The 23,719-nt window shown below is 28.4% G+C and carries 28 protein-coding genes; 20 read left to right on the forward strand and 8 right to left on the reverse strand.

Going from position 1 to position 23,719, the window contains the following annotated elements:
• Positions 1 to 1,017 carry an AbrB family transcriptional regulator gene (locus ASKIR_RS00445; protein ID WP_228254655.1) on the forward strand — a complete coding sequence of 339 codons (1,017 nt, stop codon included), beginning with the start codon at positions 1 to 3 and terminating at the stop codon, positions 1,015 to 1,017.
• On the opposite strand, the gene ASKIR_RS00450 is transcribed toward ASKIR_RS00445, so the two are convergent.
• From ASKIR_RS00450 to ASKIR_RS00465, 4 genes are read right to left on the reverse strand one after another with little or no spacing between them, the layout of a single operon-like run.
• The gene (locus ASKIR_RS00450; protein ID WP_115588044.1) at positions 1,006 to 1,581 is read right to left on the reverse strand and encodes an ABC-type transport auxiliary lipoprotein family protein; all 576 of its coding nucleotides are present in this window, start codon (positions 1,579 to 1,581) and stop codon (positions 1,006 to 1,008) included. The genes ASKIR_RS00445 and ASKIR_RS00450 overlap by 12 nt on opposite strands.
• The gene (locus ASKIR_RS00455) at positions 1,571 to 2,443 is read right to left on the reverse strand and encodes an MlaD family protein (protein WP_115588043.1); all 873 of its coding nucleotides are present in this window, start codon (positions 2,441 to 2,443) and stop codon (positions 1,571 to 1,573) included. Before ASKIR_RS00455 ends, ASKIR_RS00450 begins: the two co-directional genes overlap by 11 nt.
• Entirely contained in the window at positions 2,443 to 3,180 is a 738-nt protein-coding gene (locus ASKIR_RS00460; protein ID WP_115588042.1) for an ABC transporter ATP-binding protein, read from the reverse strand. Before ASKIR_RS00460 ends, ASKIR_RS00455 begins: the two co-directional genes overlap by 1 nt.
• A 1-nt stretch (position 3,181) precedes the next feature.
• Positions 3,182 to 4,291, reverse strand: a complete 1,110-nt coding sequence (locus tag ASKIR_RS00465; RefSeq protein ID WP_115588041.1) for an MlaE family ABC transporter permease — start codon at positions 4,289 to 4,291, stop codon at positions 3,182 to 3,184.
• Between the two features lie 143 nt (positions 4,292 to 4,434).
• On the opposite strand from ASKIR_RS00465, the gene luxS reads away from it, so the two are divergent.
• Positions 4,435 to 4,950, forward strand: coding sequence for an S-ribosylhomocysteine lyase (gene luxS / locus ASKIR_RS00470; RefSeq protein ID WP_081560608.1), 516 nt, complete (start codon positions 4,435 to 4,437; stop codon positions 4,948 to 4,950).
• Between the two features lies 1 nt (position 4,951).
• Complete coding sequence (locus tag ASKIR_RS00475) at positions 4,952 to 5,698, forward strand: tRNA (5-methylaminomethyl-2-thiouridine)(34)-methyltransferase MnmD (RefSeq protein WP_115588040.1); 747 nt, start codon at positions 4,952 to 4,954, stop codon at positions 5,696 to 5,698.
• On the opposite strand, the gene ASKIR_RS00480 is transcribed toward ASKIR_RS00475, so the two are convergent.
• A complete protein-coding gene (locus ASKIR_RS00480) occupies positions 5,693 to 6,187 on the reverse strand; it encodes a hypothetical protein (RefSeq protein WP_115588039.1) in 495 nt (164 codons plus the stop codon). The two genes, ASKIR_RS00475 and ASKIR_RS00480, sit on opposite strands and share 6 nt — an antisense overlap.
• A 122-nt stretch (positions 6,188 to 6,309) precedes the next feature.
• On the opposite strand from ASKIR_RS00480, the gene ASKIR_RS00485 reads away from it, so the two are divergent.
• Positions 6,310 to 6,720: a DoxX family protein gene (locus ASKIR_RS00485; RefSeq protein WP_066160283.1), complete on the forward strand. Its 411-nt coding sequence runs from the start codon at positions 6,310 to 6,312 to the stop codon at positions 6,718 to 6,720.
• 31 nt (positions 6,721 to 6,751) lie between these two features.
• On the opposite strand, the gene metH is transcribed toward ASKIR_RS00485, so the two are convergent.
• Both metH and ASKIR_RS00495 read right to left on the reverse strand, forming a co-directional pair.
• A complete protein-coding gene (metH, locus tag ASKIR_RS00490) occupies positions 6,752 to 10,225 on the reverse strand; it encodes a methionine synthase (protein ID WP_115588038.1) in 3,474 nt (1,157 codons plus the stop codon).
• A 10-nt stretch (positions 10,226 to 10,235) separates the two neighbouring features.
• Positions 10,236 to 10,814 (reverse strand): hypothetical protein, encoded by a 579-nt coding sequence (locus ASKIR_RS00495; protein ID WP_115588037.1) that lies wholly within the window; start codon positions 10,812 to 10,814, stop codon positions 10,236 to 10,238.
• Positions 10,815 to 10,943: 129 nt separating this feature from the next.
• On the opposite strand from ASKIR_RS00495, the gene ASKIR_RS00500 reads away from it, so the two are divergent.
• From ASKIR_RS00500 to ASKIR_RS00550, 11 genes are all read left to right on the forward strand, one after another.
• Positions 10,944 to 11,864 carry a branched-chain amino acid transaminase gene (locus ASKIR_RS00500; RefSeq protein WP_066160292.1) on the forward strand — a complete coding sequence of 307 codons (921 nt, stop codon included), beginning with the start codon at positions 10,944 to 10,946 and terminating at the stop codon, positions 11,862 to 11,864.
• A gap of 41 nt (positions 11,865 to 11,905) precedes the next feature.
• Positions 11,906 to 12,985: an SPFH domain-containing protein gene (locus ASKIR_RS00505; RefSeq protein ID WP_115588036.1), complete on the forward strand. Its 1,080-nt coding sequence runs from the start codon at positions 11,906 to 11,908 to the stop codon at positions 12,983 to 12,985.
• An 18-nt stretch (positions 12,986 to 13,003) separates the two neighbouring features.
• Entirely contained in the window at positions 13,004 to 13,279 is a 276-nt protein-coding gene (locus tag ASKIR_RS00510) for a hypothetical protein (protein WP_066160298.1), read from the forward strand.
• Complete coding sequence (gene hisIE, locus ASKIR_RS00515) at positions 13,279 to 13,959, forward strand: bifunctional phosphoribosyl-AMP cyclohydrolase/phosphoribosyl-ATP diphosphatase HisIE (protein ID WP_066160301.1); 681 nt, start codon at positions 13,279 to 13,281, stop codon at positions 13,957 to 13,959. Before ASKIR_RS00510 ends, hisIE begins: the two co-directional genes overlap by 1 nt.
• Before the next feature lie 88 nt (positions 13,960 to 14,047).
• On the forward strand, positions 14,048 to 14,305 hold the full coding sequence (locus ASKIR_RS00520) for a hypothetical protein (RefSeq protein WP_066160303.1): 258 nt from the start codon (positions 14,048 to 14,050) through the stop codon (positions 14,303 to 14,305).
• Between the two features lie 25 nt (positions 14,306 to 14,330).
• Positions 14,331 to 14,675: a MerR family transcriptional regulator gene (locus tag ASKIR_RS00525; RefSeq protein WP_066160306.1), complete on the forward strand. Its 345-nt coding sequence runs from the start codon at positions 14,331 to 14,333 to the stop codon at positions 14,673 to 14,675.
• A 180-nt stretch (positions 14,676 to 14,855) separates the two neighbouring features.
• Entirely contained in the window at positions 14,856 to 15,332 is a 477-nt protein-coding gene (ectA, locus tag ASKIR_RS00530) for a diaminobutyrate acetyltransferase (RefSeq protein ID WP_066160308.1), read from the forward strand.
• 9 nt (positions 15,333 to 15,341) lie between these two features.
• Entirely contained in the window at positions 15,342 to 16,622 is a 1,281-nt protein-coding gene (gene ectB, locus ASKIR_RS00535) for a diaminobutyrate--2-oxoglutarate transaminase (protein WP_115588035.1), read from the forward strand.
• Positions 16,622 to 17,017 carry an ectoine synthase gene (locus ASKIR_RS00540; RefSeq protein ID WP_066160313.1) on the forward strand — a complete coding sequence of 132 codons (396 nt, stop codon included), beginning with the start codon at positions 16,622 to 16,624 and terminating at the stop codon, positions 17,015 to 17,017. The genes ectB and ASKIR_RS00540 overlap by 1 nt, the downstream gene beginning before the upstream one ends.
• A gap of 19 nt (positions 17,018 to 17,036) precedes the next feature.
• Positions 17,037 to 17,924, forward strand: coding sequence for a phytanoyl-CoA dioxygenase family protein (locus ASKIR_RS00545; RefSeq protein WP_206731233.1), 888 nt, complete (start codon positions 17,037 to 17,039; stop codon positions 17,922 to 17,924).
• Between the two features lie 43 nt (positions 17,925 to 17,967).
• On the forward strand, positions 17,968 to 18,525 hold the full coding sequence (locus ASKIR_RS00550) for a hypothetical protein (RefSeq protein ID WP_115588034.1): 558 nt from the start codon (positions 17,968 to 17,970) through the stop codon (positions 18,523 to 18,525).
• 45 nt (positions 18,526 to 18,570) lie between these two features.
• Here the strand turns inward: ASKIR_RS00550 and ASKIR_RS00555 are convergent, their stop codons facing one another.
• The gene (locus ASKIR_RS00555) at positions 18,571 to 19,737 is read right to left on the reverse strand and encodes an Mrp/NBP35 family ATP-binding protein (RefSeq protein ID WP_115588033.1); all 1,167 of its coding nucleotides are present in this window, start codon (positions 19,735 to 19,737) and stop codon (positions 18,571 to 18,573) included.
• Between the two features lie 139 nt (positions 19,738 to 19,876).
• Here ASKIR_RS00555 and ASKIR_RS00560 point away from each other — a divergent pair, with 139 nt between their 5' ends.
• From ASKIR_RS00560 to ASKIR_RS00580, 5 genes are all read left to right on the forward strand, one after another.
• Positions 19,877 to 20,698 carry an HDOD domain-containing protein gene (locus ASKIR_RS00560; RefSeq protein ID WP_066160325.1) on the forward strand — a complete coding sequence of 274 codons (822 nt, stop codon included), beginning with the start codon at positions 19,877 to 19,879 and terminating at the stop codon, positions 20,696 to 20,698.
• Between the two features lie 62 nt (positions 20,699 to 20,760).
• The gene (locus tag ASKIR_RS00565) at positions 20,761 to 21,885 is read left to right on the forward strand and encodes a bifunctional 2-C-methyl-D-erythritol 4-phosphate cytidylyltransferase/2-C-methyl-D-erythritol 2,4-cyclodiphosphate synthase (protein ID WP_066351992.1); all 1,125 of its coding nucleotides are present in this window, start codon (positions 20,761 to 20,763) and stop codon (positions 21,883 to 21,885) included.
• On the forward strand, positions 21,882 to 22,772 hold the full coding sequence (locus ASKIR_RS00570) for a DNA-binding transcriptional response regulator (RefSeq protein ID WP_066351990.1): 891 nt from the start codon (positions 21,882 to 21,884) through the stop codon (positions 22,770 to 22,772). The genes ASKIR_RS00565 and ASKIR_RS00570 overlap by 4 nt, the downstream gene beginning before the upstream one ends.
• A complete protein-coding gene (locus tag ASKIR_RS00575; protein ID WP_082946405.1) occupies positions 22,772 to 23,248 on the forward strand; it encodes a phosphatidylglycerophosphatase A family protein in 477 nt (158 codons plus the stop codon). Before ASKIR_RS00570 ends, ASKIR_RS00575 begins: the two co-directional genes overlap by 1 nt.
• Before the next feature lie 88 nt (positions 23,249 to 23,336).
• Positions 23,337 to 23,678 carry a hypothetical protein gene (locus tag ASKIR_RS00580; RefSeq protein WP_066160336.1) on the forward strand — a complete coding sequence of 114 codons (342 nt, stop codon included), beginning with the start codon at positions 23,337 to 23,339 and terminating at the stop codon, positions 23,676 to 23,678.
• Positions 23,679 to 23,719: the final 41 nt, after the last annotated feature.

Genomic DNA, 23,719 nt, shown 5'->3' on the forward strand with positions numbered 1-23,719 from the left:
ATGCTACTAGCTTTACTAGTAGCTTTTTGTGGTTCACTTATTTTTATATATTTGCATCTTCCACTTCCTTGGCTTTTAGGAAGTATTTTTGCTACAAGCATATTAATAAGATTTCAAAAAATTCCAATACAAAGCCCAAAAATATTTTCAGCACCTGCTAGAATATTAATTGGTTTAGCAATTGGAAGTGCCTTTACTCCAGCAATTTTAAACTATATTCCACAATACACTATTAGTTTACTTTTGGTTGTTCCATTTACCATTTTGGTTATATTTTTTGGAACATTCTATTACTATAAAGTTTTAAAATATGATTTAAAAACCTCTTATTTAGGCTCAATGCCAGGTGGTGTTATTGAGATGGTAATAATTGGGCAAGAGCTAAAAGCAAATACAGCAAAGATAACTTTAATGCAAAGTTCAAGACTATTTTTTGTAGTTGTATCTTTGCCTTTTATTATTCAATATATTTTTCAAATAGATATAAGAGGTAACCAGCTTTTAACAACACCTATAAAAGATATAGATATTTTAGAGTTTTTATATATCTATGTTTTAGCAGTTTTTGCAGCACTATTTGCAAAAAAGATAAAACTAACAGCTGCATATTTGATTGGTCCTATGATTATAAGTATTATTTTATATTCAAGTGGATTTGTAACTACACATATACCAGATGAGTTATTAAAATTTATTCAAGTTGTTTTTGGCTCAATTATAGGATTTACATTTAAAAATGTTGATTTAAAAACTATTTTTAATACTTTAGTTGCTACTTTGGGACATTTTGTTATTTTAATAATCTTGTGTGGAATTTTTATTTTTATTATTCACCACTTTTTTGGTTTTGCTACTTTAGATATATTACTTGCTTTTGGACCAGGTGGTCAAACTGAGATAAATTTAATAGCACTTTTGGTTGGTGCAAATTTACCTTATATAACTTTGCACCATATTGTAAGACTATTTTTGGTTATGAATATCGCACCAATTATTGCTAAAAGGTTAAAGGATTGATAAATCCTTTAACAAACTATTTAAACTCTTTTCAAAACTACTATTTAAAGCCTTTACAAAACCGTAAGCATCATTTGTATCACAAAGAGTTTTTTGATTAAAATTAAAAGATTTTACTATCTTTTCATCTTTTAGTAAATCAAATTTTATTTTCAAAACTGCATAAGATTTATCATCTTCAAAATTTTGATACATCTTAAAAACTTCTGTTTTTAATCTATATTGGCTTTTTATCTTCTTATCTTTTAATACATTTGCAAAAATATTACTAGATATAAAAGAGTCAACTATTTGAGTATAAACCATATTTGACGGAAAGCTTATCCATCTATTTTTTGCATACTCTTCAAATTGAAACTCTTTCTTACTATAAAAAATTGCTTGTGAATTAAAAGCTCTATTTATATTTGGTTCTTCAATAAAAATTGAGTCAAATTTTGCTTTAGTTTCTAAAGCTTTTGTTTGAAAATCTATTCCATAATGATTTATTGAGATTTTCTCTTGTTTGAAACTACAAGCACTAAATAAAATTAGTGTTAAAAAAATTAAAATACTACTTCTCATTTTTCTCTCCTGGACCAAAATTTATAGATTTTTGTTTAAACAACAAATCACTTGGGCTTTCATTTAAATTTTTAATTAACTCTTGCATAGTAATTAAAGTTTCATTCATATTTGTTAAGGCAGATTCTAAATTATTTAAACTATCTTGAGTTAAATTTTTTATATCAAAACTCCCTTTTTCTAGCTCTTCTTCTAATTTTTTCATTGTAATATTAAAGCTATCTGCTGAAGTTTTAACACTTTTAAAACTAGAACTTCCAACATCTGTAAAGTTTTTGATATCAAATAAAAGTTCATTAAAGTTAGCCATACTTTTTTCACTATTTTCTAAAAGCTGTGCAAAGTTTGAGATGTTTTCTTGGTTTAAAACTTTTTCAAAAGATTTAAGAATTACCAAAACCTCTCTCATTACATCTTCGGTTGATGTTACTATATTGCTTAAGGTTGATTTTTTAGACTCTATAACTTTTTCTCCAAACTTATTATCTTCCAAAAGTGGGGATTCGTTACTGCCACCTTTAAGCTCAATATATTTAAGCCCTGTAATTCCTAAACTTCCTAAAATAGCGTAGTTATCATGTTTTATGGGCGTTCCTTTTTGAATCTCTAACTCTATTTTTATCTCTTCAGAATTTTTTGGATTTATTGATATATTTTTTACAACACCAATATCTAAGCCTTTGTATTTTATAGAAGAGCCAATATTTAAACCATTTATAGAATCATCAAAAAATGTAAAGTATGTATCATATTTTTTACTCTCTAATCCAAATTTACCAAGCCAAAATATTGAAAAAATAAGAAGTGTAGATAGTAAACTAACAAATAAACCTATTTTTAAAAAATCAATCCTAGTATCCATTAACTAACCCTTTTTATTGATAAAAAATCTTGAATAAAACTATCTCCTGATTTTAAAGCCTCATTTATAGTTCCATCAAATATCTTCTCTTTTTTTATTATTATAAACCTATCAAGTACAGTTTTAATAGTCTCTAAATCGTGAGTTATTATAACTGTTGTTATATTTAAATGTTTTTTCAAATATAATAAAAGTTCATTTATCTGATCTGTACTTGCAGGATCAAGTCCACTTGTAGGCTCATCCAAAAATAGAATTTTTGGTTGCATTGCTAAACTTCTTGCAAATGCAACTCTTTTTTTCATTCCACCGCTTAGTTCATTTGGATATAGTGTTGCAACTCTTTTTGGAAGACCTACAATATCCAAATTTGTATAAGCTATTTTTTCTATTAAATCTTTTGGCAAATTTGTGTACTCTTTTAGCATCACACTAATATTTTCAATCACATTTAAAAAAGAGTACAAAGCACCAAATTGAAACAAATATGAAAAATCTAATTTTAATTTATCTATCTCATCTATTGATAAGTTTGTAATATCTTTATCAAATATTTTCACACTCCCTTTTTGAATAGGATTTAGCATAACAAGCTGTTTTACTAAAACAGTTTTTCCACTACCACTTCCGCCTAATACTCCAAATATTTCACCCTCATTTACATCAAAAGAGATGTTGTTGTGTATTATATTTTTCCCAAAAGATGTACAAAGATTTTCAACTTTTATAATTGACATTTTATATTCCTATTTGTGTAAAAATTATTGAAAAAATAGCATCCAAAAAGATAACTACAAATATAGCATTTACAACGCTTATTGTTGTATATTTTCCAATACTTGTAGTATTGTTCTGTACTTGAAAACCTCTAAAACAACCAATAATTGCTATAAAACAACCAAAAATAACCGATTTGAAAATACCAATTAAAAGATGTTTTACTGCAACTTCATTGTGAAGCCTTGTAATAAACTCTATAAAAGTAATATCCAAATATGTATAAGCAATAACCATTCCACCAATAATTCCAACAATATCTGCTAAAAAAACAAGCAAAGGAAGAGCAACACTTAATGCAAAAACTCTAGGAAGAGTTAAAAAAAGTGTTGGCTCAAAATTCATAGTTTTCATAGCATCTAGCTCTTCTGTTATTTTCATAGCTCCAATTTCTGCTGTGTAGCTACTTGCACTTCTTCCAGCTATTACAATTGCAGTTATAAGAGGTGCTATTTCTCTTAACATTGTAATTGCTACCATCTCAACAATAAATATGTTTGCTCCAAATTTTTCAAGCTGAACAGCTCCTTGATAGGCTATTACAACTCCAACCAAAAATGAGCTTACAACAACTATCAACAAAGCATTTACAGCGGATGTTTCAATATATTTTAAAGTAGCTTTAAATCTAATCTTTTTTGGATGTAAAATAGAGTATGCAAAGAAGTAGAAAACTTCGCCTATAAATATCAAAAATAGTTTAAAAGAGCTATATATCTCATAACTTTTTTTACCAATATTCTCAAAGATGTTATCTTTTTTCTCTTTTTGCAAACCCTTATTTTGATAATGTTTTTTATAGAATTTATATTTTGTCTCATATTTTTCAAAGTTTGAAAAAGAGATATTCTCTTCTTTGAAGTTTTTTAAAAAAGATATTAAATAAATGATGCAAATACTATCAATATCTTTTAAATTTTTAAAATCTATTTGAATATATGAGTTTTTTGAGATATTTAAATTTCCTAACTCTTTGATAATTTCATTTAAATTATCTTTACTCCAAGAGCTAAATAGCTTGATATAAAAAGAGTTGTTTTGATTATTTTCTATTTTAAAATAGTTATTCATAAAACAATCCTTTTATTTTTTGTAGTTTAAGATTTTATCTAAATTTGATTTTATATCAAATCTTATTCATTAAAAATTAGATACAATTAATACCTATTTAAAAAAGATTTAAATATTAAATATAAAAAATATGAGGAATAAATATGCCACTATTAGATAGTTTTAGAGTTGATCACACAATTATGCCAGCCCCTGCTGTACGAGTTGCAAAAGTTATGCAAACACCAAAAGGAGATGCTATTACAGTTTTTGATTTAAGATTTTGTAAACCAAATGAAAAGATGCTAAGCGAAAAAGGTATTCATACTTTAGAGCATCTGTTTGCTGGATTTATTAGAAACCATTTAAACTCTCCTACAGTTGAAATAATTGATGTTTCTCCAATGGGTTGTAGAACTGGATTTTATATGAGTTTAATAGGAACTCCAAAAGAAGAAGAGGTAGCTCTTGCTTGGAAAAAATCTATGGAAGATGTCTTAAAAGTTGAGAAACAAAGCGATATTCCAGAGCTAAATATTTTCCAATGTGGAACTTGTGCTATGCACTCACTTCCTGAAGCAAAAGATATAGCAAGAGATATTTTAGCTTCAAATATTGGAGTTATGTCAAATGAGAAACTATTTTTAAGTGAAGAGAAATTAGAGAGCTTAGGAAACTAGTTTGCTAGAAGATAAACTGGTTACCACAAATGATGGTAGCCATACACTTTTCTCTTTAAAGTATAATCAACACTTCCACAATACTGAAGATGGTGGATTTAGTGAAGCTTTGCATAAGCATATTATTCCAGCATTTTCGCACTCTTATAATAAAAAAGAGTTAAATATTTTAGATATTTGTTTTGGTTTGGGTTACAATAGTTTTGCAACTATCTTTTATATTTTAGAAAACAGACTTGATATTAAAATAAATATATACTCTCCAGAGCTTGATTTTGATTTAATAAAATCTTTACAAAATTTCTCATATCCAAAAGAGTTTGAAAAGTTTAAAAATATTGTAAATCAACTATCACGCAATCAAAAATATGAAGATGAGAAGATAAAAATAGAGCTTTTTATAGGCGATGCAAGAGAGTATTTAAAAACTTTTCCAGAAGATTTTTTTGACATAGTTTATCAAGATGCTTTTTCAAGTGATGTAAATAAAGAGCTTTGGACAAAAGAGTATTTTCTTGATATTTACAAGATTTCAAAAGAAGACTCTATTTTAACAACTTATGCAATCTCTACAAATATAAGACTCTCTATGTATGAAGCTGGATTTTATATCTATGAAACAAGACCAACAAAAAGAAAAATAACTCTAGCTTTTAAAAACAGACAAGAAGTTATTGGAGAATATATTGATATGGAGTTGAAAAAAAGTAGAAATAAAGATGCAAAATCTTTGAAAGATAGCTTATAAAGTAGCTAACCTTTCAAGAATATATTTTTGTAAATCTCTTTTTGAAATCTCTTCTCTCATAGCTTGTTCAAAAATCTTATTTACTTTTAGTTGATACTCACTATATGAGAAAAATGGAAAATGAACACTCCATGCTTTTTTTAGACTCTGTTTCGTCATACTATTTTTAAGAAATGCCAAAAAGTAGTTAAATCCCATAAATATAAGTGCTGTTATAATCATTGCACCAATGATAGATATATGTGGGTCTATTTTTGCTAATGGTTTATGAGTAAGAAGTGATATAGGAACCAAAACTGCTAAAACCAAAGCAATATATACAAAATATGCTCTTGTAAGTCTTAGTCTAAAACCTAATCTTGTGCTATCTACTTCCATTCCATTGCTTTGTTGAGTTGAAGCTACTAACAAATCTTTTAAAAGTACAGGCTGCTTTGATTTTGAGTAAACAAAATTTAAAATCATACTTAAAATGTTTTTTTCTCTCATATTTTTTCCTAAAATTAATTTGATATTTTAGCTTAGTTTATTGAAATGAAGCTTTATTAACTAACCTTAACATTATATTTTTATTGTTACAATCACGGAAATTTTTTATATAAGGATATTTTATGAAATGCATCGAAAATAAATTATCGGTATTAAATGCTGATATAGGAAAATTAATCTTAAGGCTAACAATTGGTGGACTTATGCTGTTTCACGGTTGGGCAAAAGTGGTAAATGGTATTGGTGGAATTAAGGCTATGGTTGCAAAAGCAGGTTTTCCTGAGTTTTTTGCTTACGGGGTTTATTTAGGTGAAATTTTATTTCCACTTATGATTGTTTTAGGGATTTTTGTAAGAACATCTGCTTTATTTGTTGCTATAACTATGGTTGTTGCAATATTTTTAGCTCATAGTCATGAAATTTTTGCTTTAGGAAGAACTGGTGGTCCAGTAATTGAATTAGCATTAATGTATCTTTTAGGATCAATTGCAATTATGTTTATTGGGTCTGGAAAAATTAGTATTAAATCATAAATTAATAAAAACTGGGAATTTCCCAGTTTAATCAAACATTATAGTAGTTTGCCTCTTTGTTGTGAACAACAATTGCACATGTAGTTTGCTCAGGGTGCATTTGGAATGTTTCACTAAGTTCTATTCCATATTTTTCAGGATTAAGTAGATCAAAAATATCTCTATTTTGTGATAATTCAGGACAAGCTGCGTAACCTGGAGAGTATCTACAACCAACATATTGTTTCATTTGAACATCACTTAATTTATGCCCCTCTTTAGGAACAATATCCCAATCAAGTCTTATTTGCTTATGTAAAACTTCAGCTAAAGCTTCAGCTAGTTCAACTCCAAGACCGTGAATTTGATAATATTTTGTAAACTCTCCACGATCATAAAACTCTCTTTCATAATCACTTATTTTAAGTCCAGCACTTGCAAGTGTAAATCCTACAACATCTAATCTATCATTTGCAAAAAAGTCAGCTATACATCTAAAAGGTTTTCTTTTTTGTCTTGGAAACTCCATCACTTTTATAGCTTCACTTAAAGGTGGAACATTTTTTGCCTCTTCAAGATTGTTGTAAATATATTTTTTATCAAAAATATATAGCTTATTGTCATGAGATATACAAGGATAATACTCATAAATAGCAATTGGTTCAAATATATTTTTTGAGATTAACTCATCTTTTAAAGAGTAATAAAGTGGCTCAACAACATCTTTTTCATACTTCATAAATGCTTCAGGAGTCTGTTTTCCTCTTTTATATCCCCATCTTTGTCTAAATAAAACTCTGTGATTTATCCAAGAAAATATCAACTCTTTATCTAGCTCATCTCCAGTTTTTGCAACTTTATTCCAATATGGAGGAACTATAAACTCTCTTTTTGGCATAGAGATCTCTTCATAAGGAGGAATTACAGCCTCCTCTTTTTCAACTCTATCACTTGTATCAATTTTTTCAATTAAATCAGCAGCTAGTTTTGTATCAAGCTCTCCACCTTTTTCAATTCTTTGCATAGATACAACACCATCAAAAGCATCTCTACAATAAAAAATAGCTCCATCATAAATTGGTCTGCAATAATCATCAACAAAGTTTTTTGTTAGTGCAGCACCACCAAGCATAACTGGAATTTTTATTCCAAGTCTTTGCATCTCTTCAAGATTATCTTTCATTACAGCTGTACTCTTTACAAGTAGTCCACTCATTCCAATAGCATCTGCGTTGTGCTCTTTTGCAGCTTCTAAAAATTGATTTAAATCAGCTTTTATTCCAATATTTACTACTTTAAATCCATTGTTACTTAAAATAATATCAACTAGATTTTTACCAACATCGTGAACATCACCTTTAACTGTACCAATTACAACTGTAGTTTCAGTACTTTTTTCTTGTTTTGGTAAATATGGATTTAAAGCATCAACAGTTGCTTTCATAGTTTCAGCACTTTGAAGAACAAATGGAAGTTGCATTTGACCACTTCCAAATAGCTCTCCAATTATTTTCATTCCATCAATTAGCCACTCATTTACAATTAATTCAGGAGCTATAGTATCTTTTAGCTCTAAAACTAAAGGAATCATTCTCTCTTTGTCACCATCTAATAAAAGTTTTTTAACCTTTTCAATAGGTTCCATTTTTTGATACTCTTCATCACTTTGTTCATCTTGAGATTCAACATTTGAGAAGTGTTCTATAAATTTAAATAGTGGGTCACCATTTTCTTGGTTGTTAAATATCAAATCATCACAAGCTTTTTTATCTTCAGGGCTTATTTTATTTAGTGGAATAATATGTTTAACATTTACAATAGCAGTTGTAAGTCCTGCTTTTACACAGTGATCTAAATATATTGAGTTTAGATAAATTCTTGCATTTTGAGATAAACCAAATGAGATATTTGAAAGACCTAAAGTTGTTCCAACTTCAGGATGAAGAGTTTGAAACTCTCTAATAGCTTCCATAGTCTCAATTCCAGCAGTTCTATACTCATCATCACCTGAACCAATAGTAAATGTAAGCATATCAAAAACTAAATCAGCTGGGTCAAATCCATGTCTATTTACACATAAATTATAAATTCGTTCTGCAACTTCGAGTTTTCTCTCTTTTGTTTTTGCCATTCCAATCTCATCAATCACAAGGCAAACAAGTGCTGCTCCAAATTTTTTTGCTAATTTACAAACTTCATCAAACTTCTCTTCGCTATCTTCAAGATTAACAGAGTTTATAATACATCTTCCACCAATTTGTTTTAAAGCAGCTTCTAGTGCTTTTATTTGAGTAGAATCAGGCATTAGCGGAAGTGATATTTTTTGAGAGTATAAAGATACAACTTTATTCATATCGCCAGTCTCATCACGACCTGCAAAACCAACACTCACATCAATTACATGAGCTCCTGCACGAACTTGTTGTTGAGCAACACTTAAAGTTCCTTCATAATCATTTGCTTTTAAAAGTTCTCTAAAAGCTTTACTTCCAGTTGCATTACTTCTTTCACCAATAAGTAGTGGTGCTGGTTCTTGTTTTAGAGGAACAACATTAAATAAAGATGCAAGTGAAGCTTTTAAAAATCCACTAGGTTTTTTGGGAATTGCTCCTTTTACTGCGTCACTTAAAGCCTTTATATGTTCAGGTGTAGTTCCACAACATCCACCTAAAAATGCAACACCATTAATATTTAAAAACTCTTTTTGTAAAGCTGTAAACTCATCTGGACCCATAGGATAAAAAGTTTTTCCACCTTTGTTTTGAGGAAGCCCAGCATTTGCATGAACTGAGATTGGAAATCTTGATACTTCACTTAAAGCTTTTACATGTTTTTGAACTTGAATTGGTCCAGTTCCACAGTTAAAACCTAAAGATAAGATATTAAATGGTTTTAAAATCGCAGCAATTGTTAAAGCATCTGTTCCAATTAGCATTGTTCCATTTAACTCAATTGTAACTGAAACCATAATTGGAATATTTGGTGCTACATCATTTAGTGCATGAAGTGCTGCTTTTATTTGAAGTGGATCTTGGCAAGTTTCAAGTAAAAAAACATCTGTTCCTCCATCAACTAAACCAGAAGCCATAGTTTTATAACCTTCATACATACTATCATAAGTAATATGTCCTAAAGATGGAAGTTTTGTTCCAGGTCCAATAGATGCTAAAACAAATTTTGGATCCTCTTTTGTGCTATATTTTTCACAAATCTTTTTAGCACTGCTAGCTGCTAGTTTTGATAACTCATAACTTAAATGACCTATTTCATACTCATCTAAAACCCATGGCATACTTCCAAATGTATTTGTGCTAATAAAATTTGCCCCAGAAATGGCGTAGTTTTCATAAATTGTCTCCAAAATATGTGGAGCTGTAAGATTTAAAAGCTCATTACACCCTTCTAAATCTTTGTTTTCATATTGCCAAAATTTACTCTCTATATCAACTGCTTGAAGCTGTGTTCCCATAGCTCCGTCAATTATTAAAACTCTCTTTTGTATTAAATCTTCTATTAATTTTTGCATTTACTCTCTTTTATAAATTTTTTGACTCAATTTCAAATTTTTTTCTACAATCTGTTTTAACATTGTCAATTAAGACAATATAATATTTGCCCTCAAATCTTGACATATAAAAAATCATTTGAGAAAGAGTAATTACCTCATAGCCATTTTTTAAAATATTATTAATAAATTTTTTCTCTTTTTCATCTTTGAATTTATAGTTATCAAAATAATTAACTCTATTTTTTATGACAAAAACCCCATCTTCTTTCCATCCATAACCAGTATCTAAATCAAAACTACAATCAAATTCTACAGGTTTGCTTGAAATTTCAAAAATCTCTATAAATTTATCAACCTCTTCAAGGGTAAATTTATGTTCAGTAATTAAATTAAACTCTCTATCTAATCTAAACTCATAAAATCCAAAATCTTTATTTATGTAGTTGCTATTTAAGCTCTCTAAATCATCTTTTTTCATAAGATACAAAACTTTTGTAATCTCTTTTTTTAGTTCACTATTTGGTTCTTTTGAAAAAGGCATATCAAATTTTACAGAACAAGCTGTGAAAAAAAGTGTAACAAAAATAAAAATTAAGTTTTTTATCATTATTCATCCAAATATTTTTTAAAGTTTAATATTACATTTTTTCTTCTTAGAACTTAGTTTATACAGATAGTTTTATCAACATTTTGATAGAATAATTGCTAAAAATTTAAGTGTAGGAAATAAATTAAGATGACTGAATCAAAATATATTTGGATGGATGGAGAGTTTACTCCTTGGCAAGATGCAAAAGTTCATGTACTAAGTCACACATTACATTATGGAAATGGTGCAATTGAAGGTACAAAAGCATACAAAACTGTTGATGGAAGATGTGCAATATTTAAACTAAATGAACACACTCAAAGACTTTTAAACTCTTCAAAAATGACTTTAATGAATGTTCCTTTTACTCTTGAAGAGCTAAATAAAGCTCAAGTAGAGTTGCTACAAAAAAATGAACTAACAAATGGTGCATATATTAGACCACTTGTATATTTAGGGTATGGAGTTATGGGACTTTATCATAAAGATGCTCCTGTAAAAGTATCTATTTCAGCTTGGGAATGGGGTGCTTATTTAGGAGAAGAGGGTCTTAAAAAAGGTGTTAGAGTAAAAATCTCATCATTTACAAGAACTCCAAATACTTCAGGTATGGGAAAAGCAAAATCAGTTGCAAACTATATGAACTCTCAAATGGCAAAATTTGAAGCTGTTGAAGCTGGATATGATGAAGCACTTTTAAGAGATGACCAAGGTTATATTGCAGAAGCTTCAGGGGCATGTTTTTTCATTGTTAAAGATGGAAAATTAATATCTCCTCCAAATGATAACTCACTTGAATCTATTACTCAAGCAACTGCAATTGATTTAGCAAAAGATATGGGAATTGAGGTTGTTAGAAGAAGAATTACTAGAGAAGAGATTTATGTAGCAGATGAGGCTTTCTTTACAGGAACAGCAGCTGAAATAACTCCAATTAGAGAAGTTGATGCAAGAGTTATTGGAGCTGGATGTAGAGGAGAAATCACAGAAAAAATCCAATCTGCATATTTTGATGTAGTAACTGGAAAAAATCCAAAATATACAAAGTATTTAACATATATTAACTAATTTTAAATAGTATATTAAACTAAAAAAATATAAGGAAGAGCATGCCAATAGATAACGACTATTTTAAAAACAGACAACAAGGTAATAAGCCAAACGGTGGAAATGGTGGTGGAAATTTTCAACCTCCATTTGAAACGCCTGAGTTTTTCAAAAACTTTGGTAAAAAAGCAGGATTGCTATATCTTGTAATTATAATAATTGGTGCACTATTTTTGTTTAAACCATTTGTTATTATTGAATCAGGACAAGTTGGTATTAAAGCAACAACAGGAAAATATGATAAAGAGCCTTTAAATCCAGGATTTCACTTCTATATTCCAGTAATTCAAAGAGTTATTGTTGTTGATACAAAAGTTAGACTTTTAACATATATGAACACTCAAAGTATTGGTTCTTTTGATCAAAGTATTAAAAATAACCCTGCAATAAATGTTCTTGATTCAAGAGGTTTACCAATATCTATTGAGTTAACAGTTCAATATAATATTATTGCTAATGGAGTTCCTGAAACAATTGCAACTTGGGGACCATCTTGGGAAGATAAAATTGTAAATCAAGTTGTTGGAGAGGTTTCAAGAAGTGTTCTTGGTGGATACAATGCTGAAGTTCTTCCTATGAAAAGAAATGAAGTTGCAGAAAGACTTGATAGATTAATAAAAGAGAAAGTTGCTGAAAGATCTAAGCAGGCAGTTGTAGTTGAATCTGTTCAGTTAAAAGAGATAGTTCTTCCTGAAAAAATTAAAGAGCAAATTGAAAAAGTTCAAATAGCAAATCAAGAAGCCGAAAGAGTAAGATACGAAGTTCAAAGAGCTAAACAAGAGGCTGAAAAAAGAGCTGCACTTGCAAGTGGAGAGGCTGAAGCTAAAAGAATTGAAGCTCAAGGTAGAGCAGATGCTGTTACAATTGAAGCAAAAGCACAAGCTGCTGCTAATAAAGAGATTTCAAAATCACTTACACCACATCTTTTACAAATGCAACAAATTGAAGTTCAAGGTAGATTCAATGATGCTTTAAGAGAGAACAAAGATGCAAAAATCTTTTTAACTCCTGGTGGATCAACTCCAAATATCTGGGTTGATACAAAAGATAAAAATAGAGATACAGCTATAAATCAAAAATAATTTAAAAAAGAGAAGAGAATGAAAATAATTAAAACTATCCTATTTATAGGACTCTTCTCTCTTTTACTCTCAAATGACAAACAGTTAAATCAAGATATAAAGATAGATTTAGAACCAAAAATAGATTATACTCCTTCGCAAAGATATAATACAAATATTCCTCAAAAGATAGAATCAAAAGAGAAGAAAAAAAACTCTTATGATGTAGGAGTTGATGTGGATGTTAATCAAGAAGAGAAAACATTAGAAAAATTAAAATTAGATGTAGAAGCAGTTTTTAAAGGAATAGATTGATGAAAATTTTAGAAAAAATAGAGTGGGAAAAAATGGATGATTTAATTCCAGTTATTACACAAGATAGCTCTTCAAATGAAGTTTTGATGTTGGCTTATGTAAATAAAGAGGCACTTGAATTAACTTTAAAAACTGGTTTTGCACACTATTTTAGCAGAAGCAAACAAAGAATTTGGAAAAAGGGTGAGAGCTCAAATCATACTCAAAAAATTGTAGATATTTTTCTTGATTGTGATAATGACACACTTTTGTTTAAGGTAATTCAAGAAGGAGTTGCTTGTCATACAGGAAGAAAATCTTGCTTTTTTACAAATATACAAAATGAGAAAATTGTTGAAGATGTTTTAGTTGATACTTCAAAAACTTATAGTGTAATAGATAGTTTATATCACACAATTCAAGAGAGAAAAAACGAAGATACGACAAAATCGTACACAGCAAAACTTTTAAAAGGTGATACAAACTCTATGCTTAAAAAAATTGTTGAAGAAGCAGGAGAGTTTTGTTTTGCTATAAAAGATAAAAATAAAGATGAGGCTATATACGAAGCAGCCGATATTACATACCATATTTTAGTTGCAATGGCTAGTTTAAATATAGATCCTGATAGAGTAAAACAAGAGTTGAAAAGAAGATTTTCTATCTCGGGAATTGAAGAAAAAAATTCTAGAAAAAAATAAAAATTATTAAATTTTCTTATACAACTAAGTTGCATTTAATAATTGCTTGTTATAATGCACGGACTTAATTTATGTAAAAGGAGTTAATATGACAAATAGTTGTCAACACTGCTCTAAAAAAATACCAATTTCAAAGGTTTTTTGCTCACCTATGTGCAAAGAGAACTTTTTCCAAAAAATAGCAATCTCTGTACCAAAACCTTTTGTAAAAAAATTATACTTTTTTTGTACAGAAGAAGAGAAAGAGTATGAAATCAAAACTTTTGCTAAAAGACATAATTGGCATGAAGAGTTAGTAATAGAAAAAGTAGAAGAATTATTCCAAGAGTATTATAAGTGTGGATAAATCCACACTTCTTTTTAGATAAACCATGGCACTTTTAAATAATCAAAAAAATATCTTACCACTTAGTAGTATTTCAGAACTTCTAAATACTAAAACTAGAACTTTAAAAATGTATGAAGAGAAAAAACTTCTACCTTTGGAAAAAGATAAAACTATCAAAAAACTATACTCAATAGATGATATCAAAATGATAGCATTTGTTCACTATTTAGCAACAATCAAAAAAATAAACTCAAACGGAATCTCTTATATTTTAGAGATATTAGAAGATAATATGGATTCAAAACATAAAGAGGAGTTTTTGAAAATTATTGATAAAAAGCTTGAAACTCTATCAAGTTCTGATTCTGAAAAACTAGATAACTTCTAAATTTAACAAATTTCTTACAATCCCCTATAAATCGATATTTATTGCAACAAATAGTTTAAAAATATTTTGCTCATTAAGCTATATCTTATTTTAAAATGGTATAAATTGTACTCTTAGTTTGTAAATATTTTACATAAAATTTGTAAAAAAATTACATAATTTATACTAAAAAGGAGCATTATGGAATCCAGATACACCATAAGAGAACCAGAAAAAAATGACGCTAAACAAATATATGACTTAGTGAAAAAAAGCAAAGTCTTAGACTTAAACTCGCACTATTTGTACCTTCTTCAAACAACTCACTTTAAAAATAGCTGTAGTGTTGCTCTATTTGAAAACCAGATTGTTGGTTTTGTTTCAGGATATTATTTACCAAATGAAAATGACACACTTTTTATTTGGCAAGTAGCTGTTGATGAAAATCATAGAGGAAAAAATCTAGCTTTAAATTTAATAGATAATATAGTTTCAAGAAAAAATATAAAATATTTAATCTCAACTGTATCACCTTCAAACATCTCATCTCAAAGAGTTTTTGAGAAGTTTGCAAAAAAATATGAAGCAAATATAGAAAAAAGCACACTATTTTTTATAGAAGATTTTGTTAATTCGCACGAAGAGGAAGTTCAATTTAAAATTGGACCAATAAAATAAGGAGAAAAAATGAGAATATTTGAAAAATTAGAATCAGAAGTAAGAGGATATATAAGAAGTTTCCCAACAATATTTAAAAAAGCAAAAGGGTCTATTTTAACAGATGAGCAAGGAGTTGAATATATTGATTTTTTTGCTGGAGCTGGAACTTTAAATTATGGACACAATAATGAACATATAAGCAAAGCTTTAATTGAGTATTTGCAAGAAGATGGGATAGTTCATGGGCTTGATATGGCAACAACTGCAAAAAAAGAGTTTTTGCAATCTTTTGAAAACTTGATTTTAAAACCAAGAAATCTTGAATATAAATTACAATTTACAGGACCAACAGGAACAAATGCTGTTGAAACAGCTTTAAAATTAGCAAGACTTGTAAAAGGACGAAGTAATGTTGTGGCATTTACAAATGGTTACCATGGCTTATCTCAAGGCTCACTTGCAGTAACTGGAAATAATGAGTATAGAGATGAGAGTTATATAAGTAGAACAAATGCAACTTTTATGCCTTTTGATGGTTATTTTGATGATATGAATACACTTAAATATTTTAGAAAGTTTTTAGAAGATGGAAGTAGTGGAGTTGATTTGCCAGCTGCTGTTATACTTGAGACTATTCAAGGTGAAGGTGGAATAAATGTAGCTTCAAAAGAGTGGCTACAAGAACTTGAAGGCATTTGTAGAGAGTTTGATATGTTACTAATTGTTGATGATATTCAAGTTGGAAATGGAAGAAGTGGAGAGTTTTTCTCTTTTGAATTTGCTGGAATAAATCCTGATATGGTAACCTTGTCAAAATCAATTGGTGGTGGTTTACCAATGGCACTTTTACTGTTTAAACCACATTTAGACCAATGGAAACCAGGTGAGCATACAGGAACTTTTAGAGGAAATAATTTAGCCTTTGTTGCTTCAAAAGTATCTCTTGATAACTATTGGCAAAATGATAATTTATCAAAAGCTGTAAAATATAAAGAGAAAATTTTAAAAGATAGTTTAACTCAAATTGCAAATAAGCACAAAGATGTTTATGATATTGATGTAAGAGGTAGAGGTTTGGTTTATGGTTTTGAGATAAAAAATGATAAATCAATGGCAGGTGAAATTTCTAAAAAAGCATTTCAAGAGGGATTAATCGTAGAGACATGTGGAAGCGAAGGACAAGTTGTTAAATTTTTACCACCACTTTTAATTGAAGAAGAGCTTTTAAAAGAGGGATTAAAAAGATTTGAAATAGCAGTTGATAAGTTAATAGAAGAGAGAAGTGAACACTTAAAAGGAGAGTACTAATGATAGTAAGAGATATAAAAAAAGATGTAATAGGAACTTCTAAAGAGGTTTTTGCAAAAGATGGTCAATGGCTTAGTAGAAGAATGCTTTTAAAAGATGATGGAATGGGATTTTCTTTTCATGAAACAATTATAAAAGCAAACACAAAAACACACATTCACTACCAAAATCATCTTGAAGCTGTTTATTGTGTTGCTGGAAATGGAAAAATCGAGGATTTAAAAACAGGAGTTGTTCATGAAATTTATGATGGTGTAATGTACGCTTTAAATAATCATGATGAACACAATTTATATGGTGGAAGTGAAGATATGAGGCTAATTTGTGTATTTAATCCACCAATTAAAGGAACTGAAAATCACGATGAAAATGGCGTTTATCCGCTTGTTGATTAATAAAAAGGAGGTTTAGTTAGTGCAAGATTTATATCCAAGTAGATTGGAAGATGAAAATATTATAAATAGAGTTGATCCTGTTGTCTATTCTAAAAAGATGATAACAGAGCACTCTTTAAATAAAGAGCAGTTAGATAGTTATGAGAGAAATGGTTTTATAGTTTTTCCTAAGCTTTTCTCTAAAGATGAGATCAAATCTTTTAAAGAGGAATTAAAAAGCTTAGAATCAAATATTGAACTTAGAAAAAAAGATGAGTTTATTAGTGAACCTGATAGCAATGAATTAAGAACAATATTTAATCAACATCTTTATAGTAAACTATTTGATAAACTATCAAAAGATCCTAGAATTTTAGATAAAGTTAGACAAATTTTGGGAAGTGATGTTTATATTCATCATGGAAGAATAAATATCAAACATGCATATAAAGGAAAATCTTTTCCTTGGCATAGTGATTTTGAAACATGGCATTGTGAAGATGGATTACCAAGATGTAGATGTTTGTCAGCTTGGGTAATGTTAAGTGATAATACACAATTTAATGGACCTCTTTATTTAATAAAAGGTAGCCATAAAAAGTTTATCTCTTGTGCTGGAGAAACACCTCTTGATAACTATAAACAATCTTTAAAAAAACAAGAGTATGGAGTTCCTAGTTTAGAAGCAATACAAAGCCTTACAACTCCAGATGATTTAGTTGCTGCTTTGGGAGAAGAGGGTACTATGGTAATTCATGATGGAAATATTTTACACGGAAGTAGTGATAATATCTCACCCTATGATAGAACAAATGTTTTTTATGTGTTTAATAGTGTAGAAAATACTCCTTTAAAACCATTTAGAGCATCAAAACCAAGAGCAGATTTTTTGGCTTTAAAAGATTTTACTCCACTAAAAAGTAATTAATAGATTAAAAATAGTAAAATTCTAATTATCTTAGGAGTTTAAAATGTTAAGGTTTATATACATTTGTATAATCTTCATATTTTTAGTTTCATGTGGCACTAAATCAAATTTGATTCAAAGTGAATTTGAAAATGAAAAAAAACAAAACAGTTATGATGCTTGTGCAAACTTCTCATATATTAGTTTAAGTAATGATATAAAATATAAAAAGATATTTACAGAGTATATAAATCTTGATAGCTCTTGCAAGTGGAATGGAGTTGCTAGAGGATATTTTGTATCACTTTTTATGGATACAATTAAAGCAAAATCTTATAAGCTTGTAGAGAAAAAAGAGTTTAAAAATATTGAAGTTCTTACTTATTTAGTAGATGAAGAGTTTTATGTAAATATTATAGATAAATACACAGTTTTTGAAGATAAACTAATGATTGATTATAGTGGTATTTACTCTACAGATTTGATAAAAAAATATGATGAGAGTTATGAAAATATATATTTAGATAAGCCTAGATTAGATAAGGATTATTTTAATAGTTTAGTAAAATTTAACTTTTTTAGATCATACTTCTCAAAAGAGGGTTCAAGTATTGATAGATAATATTTTATAAAAGAGAAGTTATGCTTCTCTTTTATTCAAAAATTTTTAGTGGCAACCACATCCAGAGCCACAACCACCACTTTTTTTAGCTTCATGCTCAGCTTTTATTTTTTGTCCTTCAGTAGAACATGCACTAACCCCCGCTGGCATAATTGGCTGAATAGCCTCATTTGAAACTTCACCTTGATTTTCAAGCATAGATATAAGTTTACTTGCAGCCATCATATATCTTTTTGCACTTATTGATTCAGGTTCAAAATAAACTATTGGTTTTCCACTATCCCCACCAACTCTAATAGCAGGTTCAATTGGAAGATGAGCTAAAACTTGAGTATTGTACTGTTTAGCTAACTCATCACATGTTCCTGTTCCAAAAATATCAGACTCTGTGTTACATGATGGACAGATAAATCCACTCATATTTTCAACTATTCCAGCAACTGGAATATGAAGCTTAGAGAACATATCTAAAGATCTTCTACTATCATCTAAAGCTACATGTTGAGGAGTTGTTACATTGATTCCAGCACTAACAGGAACACTTTGAGCAAGAGTTAATTGAGCATCTCCTGTTCCTGGAGGCATATCAATAAATAAAATATCTAACTCTTCCCATAAAATATCTCTTAAAAGCTGTTGGATTGCCTTCATAATCATAGCACCTCTCCAAATAACAGCTTCTCCCTCTTTCATTAAAATTCCCATAGACATAATATCTACGCCATAAGCATTTAAAGGTTTTGCTTTATTTCCTATTACTTCAACCTCTTTTCCATTTACTCCCATCATTCTTGGAATATTTGGTCCATAAATATCAGCATCTAAAATACCAACTTTTTTACCTTGCATAGCTGCTGCAATTGCAAGGTTTACAGTTGTAGTTGATTTTCCAACTCCACCTTTTCCTGAGCTTACCATTACAATATCTTTGATTTGTGGTGCAATATTTTGACCACTTACGCTATTGCTTCTTTGTTGCTCCTCTTTTGGTTTATTAAAAACCAAATTAACATTTAAACTTGGAAGAGCTTTTGGAATCTCTCTTCTTAACTCATCTTCAACCTCTTTTGCTGTTGAAGTAATATCTAATAGTATTGTGCAAGAGTTTGCATCTAATTTAATATCTTTTACAAATCCAAAATCAATAATTGATTTTGAAAAGCCTGGATATTTTACATTTTCTAATGATTTTTTAATATCTTCTATACTCATTTTAATCCTTTTTTAAAACTCTAGGTAAAATTATAGTTTAAATAGGATAATTTTTGTCTTAAATTATTTATAGATAAATTTTAAGATTATAAGTTACTATTTCATATAATTTTTTTCCAATTTCAAAGGATATAATAAAATGATTAAAAACTTTAACAAATATTTACAAATAGATGAAAAATTACCAAAAACTATAGTAGATTTAGACAATTTTAGAAAATCCTCTTTTGAAAATCCAAAAGAGTTACTAAAAATTATTGCAGAAGATAAAAATCTACAAGCTGAACTATTAAAAATTGTAGAGTTTAATTTTTTTGATTTTAAAAACAATAAAAGAACAATTATAAATCTTATAAAAATTACAAATCTTGAATTTATGACAGCATTATGTACAGCTTTATTAATATCTAACACTCTACCTAAAAATCTTTTTGCTTATACAATTAGAAGTGATGAGTTCTTATACTCAAATACTTTAAGTATCTACTTTATCAATAGGTGGTTATCAAAATTTGATAATAGTTTAAAAAGTTCACTTTTAATACCAGCATTTTTAAAAAATATCTCAAAACCAATTATTTCAAAAGCTATTAGTGAGCATAAATTAGCAGAACAGTTTATTAGTGAGATAAATAGAAGTAGTGTAATAGCAGGTGAAGAGAAATTTACAGGATACAAAAGTTCAAGAGTATCTGCAAATATACTTAAACATTGGAAATTAAGCCCAAATATAATTTTACCAATTGCATTTTTTGAAGATTTACAAAATGCTCCTGAGGCTTTTAAAATAAAATCTATGATTTTAAATGTTGTTAATAATATAACAAATCCAAAAGAGCCTTTAAATAGTTTAGATTTTGATAAAAGTCTAGTTATATTAAACGAGTATGAATTTGATACAAATTTTTTTAAAGAGAGTTTTAATGAGATAAAAAGTAGCATTTTTCAAGTAATTAAATAGTTTATAAGAAAAAAAGAGCTAGAATCTGTAACTTTTTTACTCAAATTCAAAGGAACAGATAATTGGAAGATGTTACATTAGTGGTGTTGTGTGCAGGAAATTCTACTAGATTTGAAAATGTATGCAAGAAACAGTGGTTAAGAGTTGAAAATGAGCCTTTATGGTTAAATGTTACTTCAAGACTAAACTCATACTCAAATTTTAAAAAAACTATTGTTGTCTCTCATGAAGATGAGTTAAGATATATGCAAAATTTCAATAATGATTTTTTATATGTTAAAGGTGGAGAGACAAGACAAAACTCTATTAAAAATGCTTTGAATTTTGTAGATACTAAATATGTTATGATAAGCGATGTTGCAAGAGCTTGTATATCTAAAGATATGATAGATAGAATATTAGAGCTAAAAGATAAAGCAACTTGTGTAGTTCCTGTTTTAGGTGTTAGTGATACTGTTATTTATGAGAAAAATACAATAAATAGAGATGAGGTAAAGCTAATACAAACTCCACAACTATCACTTACAGATGTTTTAAAAAAAGCATTAAATACAAATATTGAGTTTACAGATGAAAGTAGTGCTATTAAAAATAGTGGTTATGAAATCTCTTATGTAAAAGGTTGCATTAAAGCAAAAAAACTAACATTTTTAGATGATTTAGATGAAATTCCTTGTCTAAAATCTCCATCAAAAAATTTCTTTACAGGCTTTGGTTTTGATTTACATAGTTTTGAAGATAATAAACCAATGTTTTTAGGTGGAGTAGAGCTTCCATACTCTTATGGGTTTAAAGCTCACAGCGATGGTGATGTTTTAATTCACTCTTTAATTGATGCTTTACTAGGAGCTATTGGTGCTGGAGATATTGGAGAGTTTTTTCCTGATACTGATGAGAGATTTAAAAATATTGATTCAAAAAAACTTTTAGAGTATATTGTTAGATTTGTAAAAAATGTTGGATATGAGATTGTAAATGTAGATATTACAATAATTGCAGAGCAACCAAAAATAAATCCACATAAAATAGAGATAAAAAATAGTCTAAGCCAACTTTTAAATCTTCCAAAGCAGTTTATAAATGTAAAAGCGACAACTTCTGAAAAAATAGGAAGTATAGGAAGAAAAGAGGGTGTTGTAGTTCAATGTGTAGCAAATGTAAAATATTATGAATGGGACAAAAAATGAATATATTAATAGTAGAGAATGAGAGTTATTTAGCACAAAAAATTGTATTAAGACTTCTTGATGATGGTCATAATTGTGATTATGTAGAGAGTGTTAATGTTGATAATCTTACAAAAGAGTATGATACTGTTTTGTTATCAACAACTCTTCCAAGTAGTGTTTGCAAAGCAATAATTAAAAAATACTCTAAAAATGCAATAATCTTGCTTTTGGTTTCATATATTTCAGATGAAACGGTAACTGATTTAATAAAAGATGGTGCAAAAGATTATATTATGAAACCATTTTTAATGGATGAGTTAGTACGAAAAATTTATCACTACAAAGAGTGTAGAGCAACAAGAAAAGAGCTTGCAATTTTAAAAGAGTATTTTGAATTTTCAACAAGTGATATTGATACAAGTGAACTTATTTTACCTCTATCATTCCCTCTAATGATAGAGACAAATTATCAAAGATATGCAGATAAAGTTGCTTTTGAGATTGCAAAAAAAGTAAATATGAGTTTAACTTTTGATAGTTTTTTATCAAACTCTTGGCAAAGAAAATTGGCAAATTTAGATAATAGAACAATTTTATATATTACAGATTATCATCTTCTAAAAAAGGGTTTAAAAGAGCAACTAAATAAACAAATCTCAGATAAAAATGTTTTAATCTGCTCTTTAGAGAGTTGTGATGAATATAATAATAAAAAAATAGTTTTTAATAATGAAAATAAAGCAAGTGACTCAAATATGATTATGTCTATAAATGATTATGTAAAGATGATAGTAAGCACTTATCAAAATAAATATCCAGATACAGAGTTATCTAAAAGATTGGGAATTTCAAGAAAATCTCTTTGGGAAAAGAGAAAAAAATTAGAGATAGAGAAGAAAAAATAATGAGCATGAGAAGATTTTTTTTAACAGTTGGCTATAGTGGTTTAAGTCCAAAAGCACCTGGAACAGTTGGAACATTTGTTTCACTTTTATTAGGTTTAATATTACTTGAATTCTTGCATGTTTCAACTCTGTTTTTATTATCAATACTTGTAACTATTGTTGCAATTAAAGAGATAAATAAATATGAAAAAGAGTTAGGAGTTCATGATAGCAGTGAGATTGTTATTGATGAGTTAGCTGGTATGTGGTTAACCCTATCTATTTGTGGAATAAATAGTGAAAATGCATATATTTTAGCACCACTTGCATTTATATATTTTAGAATATTTGATATTTGGAAACCATCAATTATTGGAAGAATTGATAGAGATGTAAAGGGTGGTTTAGGAGTTATGGGAGATGATATTGTTGCTGGAGTTTTTGCAGGTATTTGTACAGCAGGAACATGGCAACTGATTAATATGTTTATTTTATAAATTTAAGATATAAAATATAAAATATTTAGTTAAAATTGCTATTATTGTTGCAAAACAAAATAATTATTAAAAAGAAAGGTTTGAGAAGATGTTAAAATTTGGTTCTTTAGTTTTAGTGGCGACAGCTTTTGTTTTTGTTGCTTGCAGTGGTGGTACACCAAAGTGTTCAGATGAGATTACTAAAAATTTGGTTATTGATATTGCAAAAGATGAATTAACTTCTCAAGGAATGAGTTATTTAATTCCACTTTTAAAATTTGAAGTAGATACAATCAGAACTACTAAATATGATAAAAATATTGATAGATATGAGTGTGCTGCAAATTTTATAATGACTGGAGAGAATGATACTAGTACATTACCTATAACTTACACAGTTGAATCTACTGATAAAAAAGATGAGTTTTATGTAAATGTTTATGGATTCTAAAAGATAATTTTATATAAAAATTATATTGAGCAAAGATTTTA

Source organism: Aliarcobacter skirrowii CCUG 10374 (genome assembly GCF_003544835.1).
Lineage (GTDB): Bacteria > Campylobacterota > Campylobacteria > Campylobacterales > Arcobacteraceae > Aliarcobacter > Aliarcobacter skirrowii.